Origin of the sequence: Acinetobacter sp. LF10, from assembly GCF_048585715.1 — a bacterium.
GTDB lineage: Bacteria > Pseudomonadota > Gammaproteobacteria > Pseudomonadales > Moraxellaceae > Acinetobacter.
Genome location: NZ_CP184160.1, coordinates 68915 through 82203, shown reverse-complemented (window position 1 = coordinate 82203; position 13289 = coordinate 68915). Strand labels below are relative to the sequence as shown.

Annotated in this window: 14 protein-coding genes; 8 read left to right on the top strand and 6 right to left on the bottom strand. The window is 40.1% G+C overall.

The features are described from left to right. Positions 1–36: 36 nt before the first annotated feature. From ACN19N_RS00365 to serB, 3 genes are all read right to left on the bottom strand, one after another. Positions 37–516, bottom strand: coding sequence for a hypothetical protein (locus ACN19N_RS00365; RefSeq protein WP_004659770.1), 480 nt, complete (start codon positions 514–516; stop codon positions 37–39). Between the two features lie 148 nt (positions 517–664). Further along, a complete protein-coding gene (gene aciT, locus ACN19N_RS00360; RefSeq protein ID WP_269238738.1) occupies positions 665–1000 on the bottom strand; it encodes a ciprofloxacin tolerance protein AciT in 336 nt (111 codons plus the stop codon). A gap of 404 nt (positions 1001–1404) precedes the next feature. After that, positions 1405–2625 carry a phosphoserine phosphatase SerB gene (gene serB, locus ACN19N_RS00355; RefSeq protein ID WP_420001757.1) on the bottom strand — a complete coding sequence of 407 codons (1221 nt, stop codon included), beginning with the start codon at positions 2623–2625 and terminating at the stop codon, positions 1405–1407. A 68-nt stretch (positions 2626–2693) separates the two neighbouring features. On the opposite strand from serB, the gene ACN19N_RS00350 reads away from it, so the two are divergent. The 8 genes from ACN19N_RS00350 to glmS all read left to right on the top strand — a co-directional run bounded on the left by ACN19N_RS00350 (position 2694) and on the right by glmS (position 10926). Beyond that, positions 2694–3989, top strand: a complete 1296-nt coding sequence (locus ACN19N_RS00350; RefSeq protein WP_269229301.1) for a hypothetical protein — start codon at positions 2694–2696, stop codon at positions 3987–3989. 210 nt (positions 3990–4199) lie between these two features. Then, complete coding sequence (ribBA, locus tag ACN19N_RS00345) at positions 4200–5321, top strand: bifunctional 3,4-dihydroxy-2-butanone-4-phosphate synthase/GTP cyclohydrolase II (RefSeq protein ID WP_269229300.1); 1122 nt, start codon at positions 4200–4202, stop codon at positions 5319–5321. A gap of 11 nt (positions 5322–5332) precedes the next feature. Continuing rightward, positions 5333–5803: a 6,7-dimethyl-8-ribityllumazine synthase gene (gene ribE, locus ACN19N_RS00340; RefSeq protein WP_004659764.1), complete on the top strand. Its 471-nt coding sequence runs from the start codon at positions 5333–5335 to the stop codon at positions 5801–5803. Between the two features lie 3 nt (positions 5804–5806). Then, complete coding sequence (nusB, locus tag ACN19N_RS00335) at positions 5807–6256, top strand: transcription antitermination factor NusB (protein WP_004659763.1); 450 nt, start codon at positions 5807–5809, stop codon at positions 6254–6256. Between the two features lie 15 nt (positions 6257–6271). Next, positions 6272–7189: a thiamine-phosphate kinase gene (thiL, locus tag ACN19N_RS00330; RefSeq protein WP_420001756.1), complete on the top strand. Its 918-nt coding sequence runs from the start codon at positions 6272–6274 to the stop codon at positions 7187–7189. Continuing rightward, positions 7167–7688 carry a phosphatidylglycerophosphatase A gene (locus ACN19N_RS00325; protein ID WP_420001755.1) on the top strand — a complete coding sequence of 174 codons (522 nt, stop codon included), beginning with the start codon at positions 7167–7169 and terminating at the stop codon, positions 7686–7688. The genes thiL and ACN19N_RS00325 overlap by 23 nt, the downstream gene beginning before the upstream one ends. Before the next feature lie 22 nt (positions 7689–7710). Beyond that, positions 7711–9075, top strand: a complete 1365-nt coding sequence (gene glmU / locus ACN19N_RS00320; protein WP_293744086.1) for a bifunctional UDP-N-acetylglucosamine diphosphorylase/glucosamine-1-phosphate N-acetyltransferase GlmU — start codon at positions 7711–7713, stop codon at positions 9073–9075. A 12-nt stretch (positions 9076–9087) separates the two neighbouring features. Next, a complete protein-coding gene (glmS, locus tag ACN19N_RS00315) occupies positions 9088–10926 on the top strand; it encodes a glutamine--fructose-6-phosphate transaminase (isomerizing) (protein WP_269238742.1) in 1839 nt (612 codons plus the stop codon). 58 nt (positions 10927–10984) lie between these two features. On the opposite strand, the gene ACN19N_RS00310 is transcribed toward glmS, so the two are convergent. The 3 genes from ACN19N_RS00310 to pncA all read right to left on the bottom strand — a co-directional run bounded on the left by ACN19N_RS00310 (position 10985) and on the right by pncA (position 13026). Next, complete coding sequence (locus ACN19N_RS00310; RefSeq protein ID WP_420001754.1) at positions 10985–11623, bottom strand: YitT family protein; 639 nt, start codon at positions 11621–11623, stop codon at positions 10985–10987. 214 nt (positions 11624–11837) lie between these two features. Beyond that, entirely contained in the window at positions 11838–12302 is a 465-nt protein-coding gene (locus ACN19N_RS00305; RefSeq protein ID WP_004659756.1) for an Lrp/AsnC family transcriptional regulator, read from the bottom strand. Positions 12303–12393: 91 nt separating this feature from the next. Then, positions 12394–13026 (bottom strand): bifunctional nicotinamidase/pyrazinamidase, encoded by a 633-nt coding sequence (pncA, locus tag ACN19N_RS00300; RefSeq protein WP_420001753.1) that lies wholly within the window; start codon positions 13024–13026, stop codon positions 12394–12396. Between the last annotated feature and the right edge of the window lie 263 nt (positions 13027–13289).

Sequence of the window (13289 nt, the reverse complement as noted above, 5' to 3'; positions counted from 1 at the left end):
AAAACTCCCTTTTAGGGAGTTTTCTTTCAGGTTGGTTTATTTACCTGTTTTTTCTTTAATAAATGCACGTGCTTGACGGATTTTTTCTTTTACTGGCTTTGGCACTTTTGGTGGAATCAATTTAGCTGCTTGGTTAAACCAAACTAACAAGCTGAAGTCACCTTCCATTTTAATGCTGCCATCTTGCATACCTGTCATGAATGCAGTTGGATCACCCTTTACCAAAGTTTTTACGCCTTGCTCACTTGAAGCAAATTGCAAAATAAAATCAGCTTTTTCAGGACTACCCGCAACCGTATCAATTTTGCCACGATTAACAATAATCTGACGCGCCAATCCCAAATCAGTACCGATTTGGATACGGAATTCACGGTCATGAACCAACTCAATAAACTTCGGGCTAGTACGTGCCAATTGCTTCATACGTAACGCCAAACCTGCCACCAATAAATCTAATGGATCAGTGCTTACATCAACGATCGGTAACTGAATCACAGGTAAAGAAGAAAGCTTCATGACATTTATGCCTACAGTATTATGATGAAATTTAAGACAACCGTATCCTAGCACAATTGTAGAAAACTCTGTAAAAGCTTTGTTTCAGAAAATTAATACAAAAAAGGCATGCTGAGCATGCCTTTGATGTAGTTCAAATTATTATAAATTATCGGCTAGAACATTGTTGTTGATCATCCTTGTAGACTGGTGTGTGTTCAATATATTGACGCTTCTCCAATTGTTTCCTAGTTTGTTGATCTTCGCGTAAAAGAATGAATGTAACCGTGACCATCGCAAGGCTTAGAGCTGTCAAATAGCTATAGGCAACTGACATTTCGAACATGGTTTGCATAGCAAAGCGCACCACTTCTAACAGCCCCCAACTCATCATACCTGCCAGCATAAAACCTAACCAACGACGATACGGAGAAAAGAAAACAGCAATAACTGCGACAGCGATTAAGCCAAATCCAACCCACATGGTGAAATTCGCTGCTTCCATAGAAACCTCCGTCTTTAAAAGGTGGTTTGGATCATGCCCAAACCTCATATTTGTTCTGTAATCTCTAAACAGTATTTGGTGTTGCATTAACGTCTTTAAGCATTATGGAGGGTTTTTTATAGAAAAAAAGTGTCTGAAATTAACCATACGACACAAGATGTCGCAATGTGCTTTTGTCATTACATTTTCTTAAATTACAAAAGTCTCAAAGTGCTATATAGCATCAATTGCAGCGTGTCATTACAAAAAAATATATCTCTTTTAAATCATTCAGAAACTTTTTTCAGAATTTCTTTATTGTTGTTTTTCTATACATTTAGACATAAATATGACGAATTAATGACGAGTCTAAAATCAATAAAGCCGCTTAGACAGCGGCTTTATTTAAGGCTAAATATGCTGTTTTAGGCACGATTCAAATCTTTATCATGCATACCCAATAAGTACAAAACACCATCTAAACCAACGCTTGAGATCGCTTGATTCGCATTTTCACGAACGAGCGGTTTAGCGCGGAATGCAACACCAAGCCCTGCGATTGCAAGCATCGGTAGGTCATTGGCACCATCGCCTACAGCCATCGCCTGCTCTAATGAGATTCCCATTTTATCTGCCAATTGACGCAATAATTCAGCCTTACGTGCGCCATCCACGATTGCACCTTTGACTTCACCTGTCACCAACCCGTCTTGTACATCTAAAATATTGGCATGGACTTCATCAATACCGAGCTTTGCTTGTAAATATTCAGCAAAATACTGGAAACCACCCGATAAGATTGCCGTTTTATATCCCAATGCTTTCAGAGTCGAGATTAAACGTTCCGCCCCTTCCGTCACGGTTAAACGTTCTGCAATTTTAGGTAATACAGAAGCATCCAAGCCTTTTAACAATGCAACACGTGCACGAAAACTTTGTTGGAAATCGAGTTCACCTTGCATGGCACGTTCAGTAATTTCAGCGACCTGTTCACCGACGCCTGCTTCCAGCGCCAATTCATCAATCACTTCTTGTTCAATCAGGGTTGAGTCCATATCAAAACAAACTAAACGACGATTACGACGGTAAGCATTATCTTCTTGCACCGCCACATCAATATTCAGCTCACCCGACAAACTCAAACATGCAGCTCGCATCGCTTGTGCATCCAACATTTGTCCACTTAGACCAAACTGAACACAGGCACGACGTGGAAATTGGCTTTCTGCATCGAGATCTAAACGACCAGATAAGCGTGTTACTGTTTCAATGTTAAAGCCCTGACTCGATACAATTTTAGTGACTGCCTGCAAATGCGCAGCGGTAAGCTCTGGTGCAAGTGCCGTCACGATATAACGTGTACGCCCACCTTCACTCACCCATTGATCATATTCTGCGTTGGAGATTGGTTTAAATCGCACAGTTAAGCCAATATCATGTGCTAAAATCAAAATCTCTTTCATTGCTAATGCTGTTGCAGTCTCATTATCCGAAGCAACAACAATTCCTAAAGTGAGTTGATTATGGATAACAGCCTGACCCACATCGAGTATTTGCAAAGAATGCACGGAAAGTACCTGCATTAATCGAGTAAACTGATTCGGTTGATCTGGTCCTAAAAAGGATATAAGAATGATTTCACGCATGAATTGACTCGTGTTTGAGCGACAACTATTGTATGTAAGAATCATAACATAACCCAACCTAAATCTATTTGCCTTGGAAGTTTAACTTGAATGCGCCTCGCCAAGGGCTATTTGCTAGCCTACTAATTGTAAGTTTTGCATTGCATACCTTTTTATTGGTGATTGCAACGACACATCAACTCAATGAAAATCGCGCCAGCCAAGGACAACTGATGACCAGTCAGTTAGTGGCGGATAGTCTTTCAGAGTTGGAACCTGCCAATACTGTCTCATTGGCATTGGTTGCCAATCGCTATGCAACCAATCCGAGTATTGCTTCAATCCGTATCTTAGATGCCAATAAACAAGTCCTTGCGACCAGTGGTATGGCAAAGACGCGTCAAGGTGAAGTCTTTGTCCGTGATGCGTTACAAAATGAGAAAAAAGTTGGAACAGTTGAAATCACGCTCATCCAACCGAGTATTGGTGAAATCTTACGCACGCAATGGCTGGCGATTTTGGCATCTTTATTTATTCATGGGTTGATCTGGTTGGCGTATCGTGCCATTGCACGTCCAACACGTAGTGAATATTTAGCCCGTATTAACCAAGAAAATCATCTCAAGCATGAAATTCAACGTTTAACTCAGGCACTTGCACTTGAGAAGCAAAATACAGTCACGTTAGTTGCACAAGCACAGCAACAGGCAAAAGCACAACCAAAATCACGTATTGAAAAAGCTTCAACAGATCAACAAGTCAATTTAGATCATCAAACTGTCGCATTGAATATCCAGTTTTATGATCCAAAACAACTGTTGAGCAGTGTCAATCAATCGGTTTCTGTGCCTTACTTTAAACTCTGTCAATTATTCTTGGATAAAAGCATTGATCTCTGTGCGAAACATTACCAACTCGACGCTACACAAATTAACGTCGTTCAAGAATTTAATGCCGAAGGCGCAACCTTGTCGACGACATCAGAACATCCTCATGCATTAGAATGCCTGATGATGATTGGTGCTGTTTTCCAGTTATTGGCAGATGTTTTATATAAACGCTATCGTGAAGATAAACGTTTTGCACTACAAACACGCGGTGCTGTTGCTAGTGCTGTAGAAGCGATGCAATTAGATGCGATTGAGGCAGCCAAACGCTTAACTCAACACTTACATGCCAAAGAAGCCGCTTTACACCTCAATCACGAGCAACTCAAAACGGTTCAAAATAGTTATGAATTAGTTGTGATGCCAAATCCGAGTAGTATTATGACTCGTCATGCCTTTATGATTAATGGGATGAATGAGCAATGTGCCACCGTAGCACAAAATCTGCGCACTGAAATTTTGATGGGTAAAAAAGTAAAAGTTTCGACTGAATCTTAGGTCGATCGAATATGTCGGTTCAAATTCAAAATGCAACGCTCCCTTACAAGGCTATAAATGCCCATTAGGATAAAGCGTTGCTTTATTATTTGCTTGATTCACTTTTTTAATTGATAAAGAAGCACAGGCGAAATTTATTAAAATACGGTAAACTACACCAGATTTATCGAATACTAGTGCCCTAAAAGGCAGCATAAAAGGTGAAAGCGAATGCCGCTGAGTCGTGTTGAAGAGCTTGTCGCAGATATTCGTGCAGGCAAAATGGTCATCCTAATGGATGATGAAGATCGTGAAAATGAAGGTGACTTAGTCATCGCTGCAACGCATGTTCGCCCTGAAGATATTAACTTCATGATTACGCATGCACGCGGCCTAGTTTGCCTAACTTTGAGCCGTGATCGCTGTAAACAGCTTAATTTACCGTTAATGGTAGATCAAAACGGTGCACAACATGCCACTAACTTCACGCTGTCAATTGAAGCAGCAGAAGGGATCAGTACTGGTATCTCCGCTGCTGAACGCGCGCATACGATTCGTACCGCAGTTGCAGCACATGCTAAACCAAGTGATATCGTTCAACCTGGTCATATTTTTCCATTAATGGCTCAACCGGGCGGGGTACTGCACCGTGCAGGTCATACGGAAGCAGGATGCGACCTCACCCGCTTAGCAGGTCTAGAGCCTGCCTCTGTTATCTGTGAAATTATTAATGATGACGGCACCATGGCCCGTCGCCCTGATTTAGAAGTCTTTGCAGAGAAACATGGTTTAAAAATCGGTACAATTGCGGATCTGATCCATTACCGCATGACCAATGAACAAACTGTTGAGCGTTTGTCTCAAGAGACGATTCAAACCGAATATGGTGAATTTGATTTATACAAATACCGTGAAATCGGTAATCCAGATATTCATTTAGCTTTAGTAAAAGGCGAGCCAAAACAAGGCATCACCACTGTTCGTGTGCATGGTTTTAATCCTGTTCGCGACTTATTAAAATTAAATAAGGCCGATGGTTCGGCAGCGTGGAATTTAGATCTAGCAATGAAAACAATTGCTGCAAGCGAGCGCGGTGTATTGGTATGGATTGGTCAAGATCATTTAGAAGATCTAGGACATGCCTTAGAGCAGTTAAATCAACCAAAACCGCTTAAGTCTAATGCAGCACTTTCGCATCAATACCAGACGATTGGTGTTGGCGCGCAGATTTTACGAGATTTAGGTGTTGAAAAAATGAAGCTTCTGAGTTCTCCGCTTCGTTTCAATGCTTTATCTGGTTTCCATTTAGAGGTAGTGGAATATATCACTGCCGATCAAATCACAGCAAAATAATCGAGGTTGCTATGGCAATTCGCCGAATTGAAGGTTTATTACATCTCGCAAGCGAAGGTCGTTATGCGATCTTAGTAGGACGTTTCAACAGCTTCGTGGTTGAACATTTACTTGAAGGCGCGATCGACACTCTAAAACGTCATGGTGTTTCAGAAGATGCGATTACTGTTATTCACGCACCAGGTGCGTGGGAACTTCCTATCGTTGCAAAAAAATTAGCGGCTTCAAACAAATTTGATGCCATCATTGCACTCGGTGCAGTGATCCGTGGTAGTACACCACATTTTGATTTTGTTGCAGGTGAATGTGCGAAAGGTTTAGGTGTAGTTGCACTTGAAAGCACAATGCCTGTGATCAATGGTGTCTTAACGACAGACAGCATTGAACAAGCAATCGAACGTTCAGGTACGAAAGCAGGAAACAAAGGTAGCGAAGCTGCATTGACTGCAATCGAAATGGTTAACTTATTAAAGGCAATTTAAAGCATGTCGCAAACACTTCAGGCCGCTTATGCAGCGAAACGCAAAGCACGTCGTTTTGCTGTACAAGGGATTTATGAATGGCAAATGAGTCATAACCCTGTCCATGAAATTGAAGCACGTACACGTGTAGAAAATGCTATGCACAAAGTTGACCTTAACTATTACCATGAATTGCTCACTCAAGTGGTTGCTCAACATGAAGCTTTAGATGAGTTACTCATCCCTGTACTTGATCGTGAGTTAACTGCACTAGATGGTGTAGAACTTGCAACCTTACGACTTGGTGCTTATGAATTACGAGATCATCTCGAAGTTCCATACCGCGTTGTACTTGATGAAGCAATTGAGCTAGCAAAACACTTTGGTGGTGCAGACAGCCATAAATACATCAATGGTGTATTAGACCGTCTTTCATCAAAGCTTCGTGAAGCTGAAAAACAGCAAGCAAAATAATAGGCTTGATGTTGCATGGCTGAGTTTTCAATTATTGAGCGGTACTTTAAACGTGCATCAAAATCTGATGTCAGTTTAGGTATCGGTGATGACTCAGCCATCGTCACCCCTCCTTCTTCACAACAACTCGTGATCTGTGCAGATACATTGGTTGCTGGTCGACATTTTCCCTTAGATACCCCTGCCCATGCCATTGGCTGGAAAAGTGTCGCGGTCAATTTATCTGATCTCGCCGCCATGGGTGCAAAACCCCATAGTATTTTACTCGCACTGAGTCTCCCTACCGTTGATCATGACTGGTTGGCTGGATTTAGTCAGGGTCTTTTTGATTGTTGTGATCAATTTGGTGTGAGTCTGATTGGTGGCGATACCACTCAAAGCACCCAACTCACTATAAGTGTCACCGCTTTAGGCTGGATTGAACAAGGTCAAGCCATCACGCGTGCTGGTGCACAAGTCGGCGACTATGTCTGTATTAGTGGACAGATTGGTGATGCCGCGTTTGGATTACAACACTTAGGACATCCTCTACAACAACGCTTAGATTATCCAACACCTCGTTGTAATTTGGGGCAACAGCTAAAAGGTTTAGCCTCAAGTATGATTGATGTTTCAGATGGACTCGCACAAGATTTAGGACATATTCTGAATGCCTCAAAAGTAGGTGCAACATTACAGCTTGAACAACTTCCGATAGATCAGTCACTAAAAAATATAGATTTGCGACAAGCTTGGCAGTATGCGCTTGCAGGTGGTGATGATTATGAATTATGTTTTACAATATCACCGCAAAATTTTGAAAAACTGTCACGACAACAATTAGATGTTCCGCTTACAATAATCGGCAAAATTACCCAACAAACTGGATTGTTATTTGAGTATATGGGTGAGAATTACCCACTACAGATTCATGGATACCAACATTTTGCATAAGCCTCCCATTCACTTCAAACAGATGACTTGGTTCGATCGCTGCATCGTTTTCTGCGGGGTTGGATTTGGTTCTGGTCTCAGTCCTAAAGCACCAGGAACATTTGGTTCTGCATTTGTATTGCTATTTACGCCACTCTGGTTATATCTCGGTTTTAATTTGAGTGTTTTAGCAATTTTTATCATGTCTTTGGTGGGCATATACATCTGTGGACATACCGCCAAAGTGATTGATGTACACGATGATGGTCGAATTGTATGGGATGAATTTGCAGGGCAATCTATTACGCTATTGCCCTTGCTCTACGTACAGCAATTAAACTGGTTATGGGTCATTGTCGGTTTCATTTTTTTCCGTATATTTGATATCTGGAAACCATTTCCGATTAGTTGGGCAGACCAAAAAGTTACTGGTGGTCTAGGGATTATGCTTGATGACATCATTGCAGGTCTTTGGGCTGCGCTTTGTATTTTTATGATTCATTTTTATTTTTTGACTTAAACCATTGATATTAGGGTTAGTTATGTCAACAACTGTTATTATTCTTGCAGCTGGGAAAGGAACGCGGATGCGTTCGAAACTACCCAAAGTTCTCCAACCATTGGCAGGTCGTCCACTTTTAGGACATGTGATTCAAACTGCAAAAAAATTACATGCTCAAAATATTATTACGATCTATGGGCATGGTGGTGATCTTGTTAAACAAAGTTTTGCTGCTGAACAAATAGAATGGGTTGAACAAGCAGAACAGTTAGGAACAGGTCATGCTGTTCAAATGACTCTCCCTGTATTACCTCAAGATGGTATTTCTTTAATTTTATATGGGGATGTTCCACTCGTTCGTCAAAGCACCCTTGAACAGTTGCTTGAAGCTTCTAGCCAATCTGGTATTGGTATGATTACGCTTAATGTTGAGAATCCAACAGGCTATGGTCGTATCGTTCGTCAAGCAGATAAGATTCAAGCGATTGTTGAGCATAAAGATGCTTCTGACGAACAGCGTCTAATACAAGAAATTAATACTGGTATTTATTGTGTAAGTAATGCCAAATTACATCAATGGTTGCCAAAACTGTCTAATAACAATGTTCAAGGTGAATATTACCTTACGGATATCGTGGCAATGGCCGTTGCGGATGGCTTAGAAATTGCTTCAATTCAACCTGAGCTTGAATTTGAAGTTGAAGGTGTGAATGACCGCCTACAACTTGCAACTTTGGAACGTCAATTTCAGCAACAACAAGCAAAAGAATTGATGCAACAAGGCGTACATTTAATTGATCCAAATCGTTTTGACCTACGTGGAACTGTGAAATGTGGTCAAGATGTACAAATTGATGTCAATGTCATTATTGAAGGTGATTGCGAATTAGGTGACAACGTTCAACTTGGCGCAGGCTGTATTTTAAAAAATACTCGTATTGCGGCAGGCACTAAAGTTCAAGCTTATAGCGTATTTGAAAATGCAATTGTGGGTGAAAATACCCAAATCGGTCCTTTTGCACGCTTACGTCCAGGTGCGAACTTGGCGGATGACGTGCATATTGGCAACTTCGTTGAAGTTAAAAATACCCATATGGGACAAGGTTCAAAAGCCAATCACTTCACTTATCTAGGTGATGCAGATATTGGTGCGAATTGTAATATTGGTGCAGGGACAATCACTTGTAATTATGATGGCGCAAATAAACATCGTACTGTGATTGAAGACAATGTATTTATTGGTACCAATAACTCATTGGTTGCACCGATCAAAATTGGTCAAGGTGCAACAACAGGCGCAGGCTCAACCTTAACTCGAAATGTGGCTGAGCATAGTTTAGCTGTCGAACGATCTAAACAGTTTGAAAAAGCAAATTATCAACGTCCCCAAAAGCTGAAAAAATAAGAGGATACAATTATGTGTGGTATTGTTGGTGGTGTTGCTGAACGTTCTGTAACCGATATCCTCATTGAAGGATTAAAACGTCTCGAATATCGTGGTTACGATTCTGCGGGTTTGGTATTACTGAATGATCAAAAAATCTTGCGTGAGCGTCGCGTAGGTAAAGTTGCAAATCTAGCTGAAGCTGTATCAGAACAAAACTTGATGGGCCATGTGGGTATTGCACATACCCGTTGGGCAACCCATGGTAAACCAACTGAAAATAATGCTCATCCACATGTTTCAGGTGATGTAGCTGTTGTACATAATGGTATTATTGAAAACTACCAAGACCTTAAAGATGAATTACAAGCGCTAGGTTATGTCTTTACCTCACAAACAGATACTGAAGTTGTTGCTCATCTTGTCAACGACGCTTTAAAGCAAACTGATAGCTTACTTGAAGCTGTACAAAAAGTTATTCCTCGCCTAAAAGGCGCTTTTGCACTGGGTATTGTGCATACCGCACACCCTGATGAACTGATTACTGTGCGTGAAGGTTCACCATTGGTAATCGGTGTAGGTATTGGCGAGAACTTTATTAGTTCAGACCAATTGGCTTTATTACCTGTTACTAATCGCTTCGTCTATCTCGAAGAAGGTGATATTGCGCGCTTAACACGTACTAGTATTGAAGTTTTTGTCAATGGAACCCGTGTTGAACGTCCAATCAAAGAATTGGATGCAACTGTCAGCAATGCATCAAAAGGCGAATATAAGCATTTCATGCTCAAAGAAATTTATGAGCAACCAGAAGCGATTCAACAAACGATTTCACAAGCATTGAATGGCAATAATTTGCGTGAAGATTTTCTTCAACATGCCAATGCGGATTTTGACAAAATTCAGCAAGTACAAATCATTGCCTGCGGTACCAGCTACCACGCAGGTATGATTGCAAAATACTGGTTCGAGCAATTGATTGGTGTACCTTGCCAAGTTGAGATTGCAAGTGAATTCCGTTATCGCACGCCTGTCATTGTTGCTCATACACTGTATATCTGTATTTCTCAGTCTGGAGAAACTGCGGATACCTTGGCCGCATTACGCGAAACACAAAAACGTGCTCAAGCTCAGAACATCGACATTAGTACCATGACCATTTGTAACGTTGCCACTTCATCAATGGTTCGCGAAACAGATCATCATTTACTCACGCTTGCTGGTCCTGAAATTGGGGTGGCATCAACTAAAGCCTTTACCACACAACTTGCAGCATTGATGTTGTTAATCTTGAAAGTTGGTCAAGTTAAACAACGTCTTGCAGATGCTCAAGTGAATGAAATTACAGAAGCGCTATGGCATTGTCCGAAAGTGATTTTAGATACTTTACAAGGCAATACTGAGATTCAGCGCCTATCAGCACTCTTCGTTGAAAAGAACCACTGCTTGTTCTTAGGACGTGGCACACACTTCCCTATCGCATTAGAAGGCGCATTGAAACTGAAAGAAATTTCATACATTCATGCTGAAGGATATGCGGCTGGTGAACTCAAGCATGGTCCATTGGCTTTAGTAGACAATGAGATGCCTGTCGTGATCTTGGCTCCACAAGACGAAATGCTCGATAAGTTAAAATCGAATATGGAAGAAGTTCAAGCTCGTGGTGGGGAACTCTTTGTTTTTGCTGATGAAAACAGTGGTATTCATAGCAAAGATCGCCAACATGTCGTTCATGTTCCAGCTGTCAATGAATGGTTAGCACCAATTGTGTACAGTATTCCTGTGCAATTGCTCTCGTATCATGTTGCTGTATTACGTGGTACCGACGTTGACCAACCACGTAACCTTGCTAAGAGCGTAACAGTCGAATAATTACAAAATAAAAAAAGGAGGGTTAACCCTCCTTTTTTATTGCCATTGATGGTCATTTTTAAGCCACATAACGACTGCTTTTATGATTCAAAAGAATAATTGAATTTAAAATAACAGCCCCTAAAATTGAAATTAGAATCAATTTCCAATCTACGAAAAACAACGAAACTAATAAGATGGTAACATCAATTCCCATCTGCACTTTACCTGCTGGAATGTTAAAGCGTTCTTGTAAATATAGAACTAAGAGGTTGATTCCTCCTAAGCTTGAGCGATGGCGAAATAAAATCAGAAAGCTTACCCCCATCAACACATTCGCAAAAATCGCAGCATAAATTGGATTTACACTAGATAAATGAAAAAAATGAGGAATAATTTCGGTAAAACCAGCTAATAATCCAACGGCAATAAATGTCTTGACGACTAATGCCATGCCCATTTTTTTATAGGCAAAATAATAAAATGGGATATTGATCAGGAAAAATAAAACACCAAATTTGATGTCGGTAATGTAGTGGAGCAATAAAGATAAGCCCGCTGTACCACCTGTCATAATCCCTGCTTGCTGCAATAAAGTCATGGCAAACGATAGAATGAATGTTCCAATTAACATTGCCAATCCATCTTCAATCTTAGAGTGTTGGTCAATCACGGGCATGACTGGACTGACCAAAGATATATTCTGATCGGTATTCATAAGGATACAACTCAATAGGAGAACAACAGCAGGGAGAAATATCTTTCAAAGAAAGATATGGCATATTTGATCATTTTTATTCAAATTTCGCAATTTATTCTTATATTTTCACCATAAATGCAATTTATACTCAAAATATTCTTTTTTGAATAATCTTTATGCAGTACAGTCCAATGCTTCAGTTTGAATGATATTGATCTAAGAGAAAGATTTTTTACTTAATCGCAATCCCATTTTCTTTTAATTTTTCCAACACAATCGATGTATTTAAATTACTGACGCCAAAGTTACTAGATGACAAAATCCCAATCAACTTGACCATTTCATCTAAATTTTTGACTGCAACCTTCAGTGCAAAATCATAACTTCCTGTGAGTTTATGAATATCTTTCACCGCAGGTTCATTTAAAAGAAACTCAACAAAGCGATCGTGTGTCGCATCATTGTAGTTTTGCAATTTTACTTCAATAATACCCATGATCGGTGTCGGATCTGCGCTTAATGCGATTTGCGCATAGTAACCCGTAATAATTTTATTTTGTTCAAGCTGAATACGACGACGTGAACATTGAGAAGTTGATAATCCCACCAATTCTGCTAATTCTTGATTAGCTAGTCTTCCATTCATTTGTAAATAATGAATAATTTTCTGATCAAAATCATCAAGTTCAACTGACATAAAACGCTCAATTCTGTCTGAAGTTAGAGTTTAACTGATATTGATTTATCAGTTTTAGAAGTTTAACGCCTTTAGATCAAACGGCTCAAGCTTATGACAAAATTGTAGTCGATTGAATACGCTCAATCCCCTGCTCTAACATTGTTTGCCATGCGCTTTGTAGTGAACCATCCAAATCAATCGCTTTACAGGCATCTTCAATAACATAAGTTTTAAAGCCCATCTGTGCAGCATCTAAGGCTGTCCACGCAACGCAAAAGTCTGTGGCAATCCCTACAATATATACTGTATCAATTTGATGTTCTGTTAAATAACCCCTCAAACCCGTTGGTGTTTTACGATCTGCTTCCATAAAAGCAGAATAACTATCAATATCGGCATGAAAGCCTTTACGAATAACCAGTTGTGCAGTTGGAACATCCAGATCAGGATGAAATTCCGCATCGTGAGTGCCTTGAACACAATGTTTCGGCCATAACACTTGGGTTCCATACGGCAATTCAATGGTTTCAAACGGCACTTTATTGTCGTGATTATCTGCAAAAGAAATATGTTGCTCAGGATGCCAGTCCTGTGTCAGCACGATATGCTCAAACTTTTTTGCAAGTTGATTAATAATCGGAATAATTTGATCTGCTTTTGCAACGGCCAAATTCCCCCCAGGAGTAAATCCATTTTGGACATCAACAACAATTAATGCGACATGATGAGATTGTGTCTGCATACCATGCTCCAGTTTAAAACTTGTATTTTTACAATACCCTGCTGATTATGTTCTGGCTACTCATGTTTTCACTTTTACAAAAGATGAAAACAATTCAAGATAAAGATGAATTAAAGTTTTCCACAGTTTGACTAAAGCATATTGTTCTTATGCCTCCGATCAGTCATAATTTGCGTAATTGTCATTCAACCCGATCGAATTGTTGGGTGACCAATCAAAATACTGCAACCATCCAATATTTCGTTTCAACTAATTCAATCTCG

What these genes read in the sequence shown, in the direction of transcription:
- thiL (WP_420001756.1), top strand. Translation starts at nt 6,272, where the DNA reads ATGGCTGAGTTTTCAATTATTGAGCGGTACTTTAAACGTGCATCAAAA.
- ACN19N_RS00325 (WP_420001755.1), top strand. Translation starts at nt 7,167, where the DNA reads ATGGATACCAACATTTTGCATAAGCCTCCCATTCACTTCAAACAGATG.
- ribE (WP_004659764.1), top strand. Translation starts at nt 5,333, where the DNA reads ATGGCAATTCGCCGAATTGAAGGTTTATTACATCTCGCAAGCGAAGGT.
- ribBA (WP_269229300.1), top strand. Translation starts at nt 4,200, where the DNA reads ATGCCGCTGAGTCGTGTTGAAGAGCTTGTCGCAGATATTCGTGCAGGC.
- ACN19N_RS00365 (WP_004659770.1), bottom strand. Translation starts at nt 516, where the DNA reads ATGAAGCTTTCTTCTTTACCTGTGATTCAGTTACCGATCGTTGATGTA.
- glmU (WP_293744086.1), top strand. Translation starts at nt 7,711, where the DNA reads ATGTCAACAACTGTTATTATTCTTGCAGCTGGGAAAGGAACGCGGATG.
- aciT (WP_269238738.1), bottom strand. Translation starts at nt 1,000, where the DNA reads ATGGAAGCAGCGAATTTCACCATGTGGGTTGGATTTGGCTTAATCGCT.
- ACN19N_RS00305 (WP_004659756.1), bottom strand. Translation starts at nt 12,302, where the DNA reads ATGTCAGTTGAACTTGATGATTTTGATCAGAAAATTATTCATTATTTA.
- serB (WP_420001757.1), bottom strand. Translation starts at nt 2,625, where the DNA reads ATGCGTGAAATCATTCTTATATCCTTTTTAGGACCAGATCAACCGAAT.
- nusB (WP_004659763.1), top strand. Translation starts at nt 5,807, where the DNA reads ATGTCGCAAACACTTCAGGCCGCTTATGCAGCGAAACGCAAAGCACGT.
- ACN19N_RS00310 (WP_420001754.1), bottom strand. Translation starts at nt 11,623, where the DNA reads ATGAATACCGATCAGAATATATCTTTGGTCAGTCCAGTCATGCCCGTG.
- pncA (WP_420001753.1), bottom strand. Translation starts at nt 13,026, where the DNA reads ATGCAGACACAATCTCATCATGTCGCATTAATTGTTGTTGATGTCCAA.
- glmS (WP_269238742.1), top strand. Translation starts at nt 9,088, where the DNA reads ATGTGTGGTATTGTTGGTGGTGTTGCTGAACGTTCTGTAACCGATATC.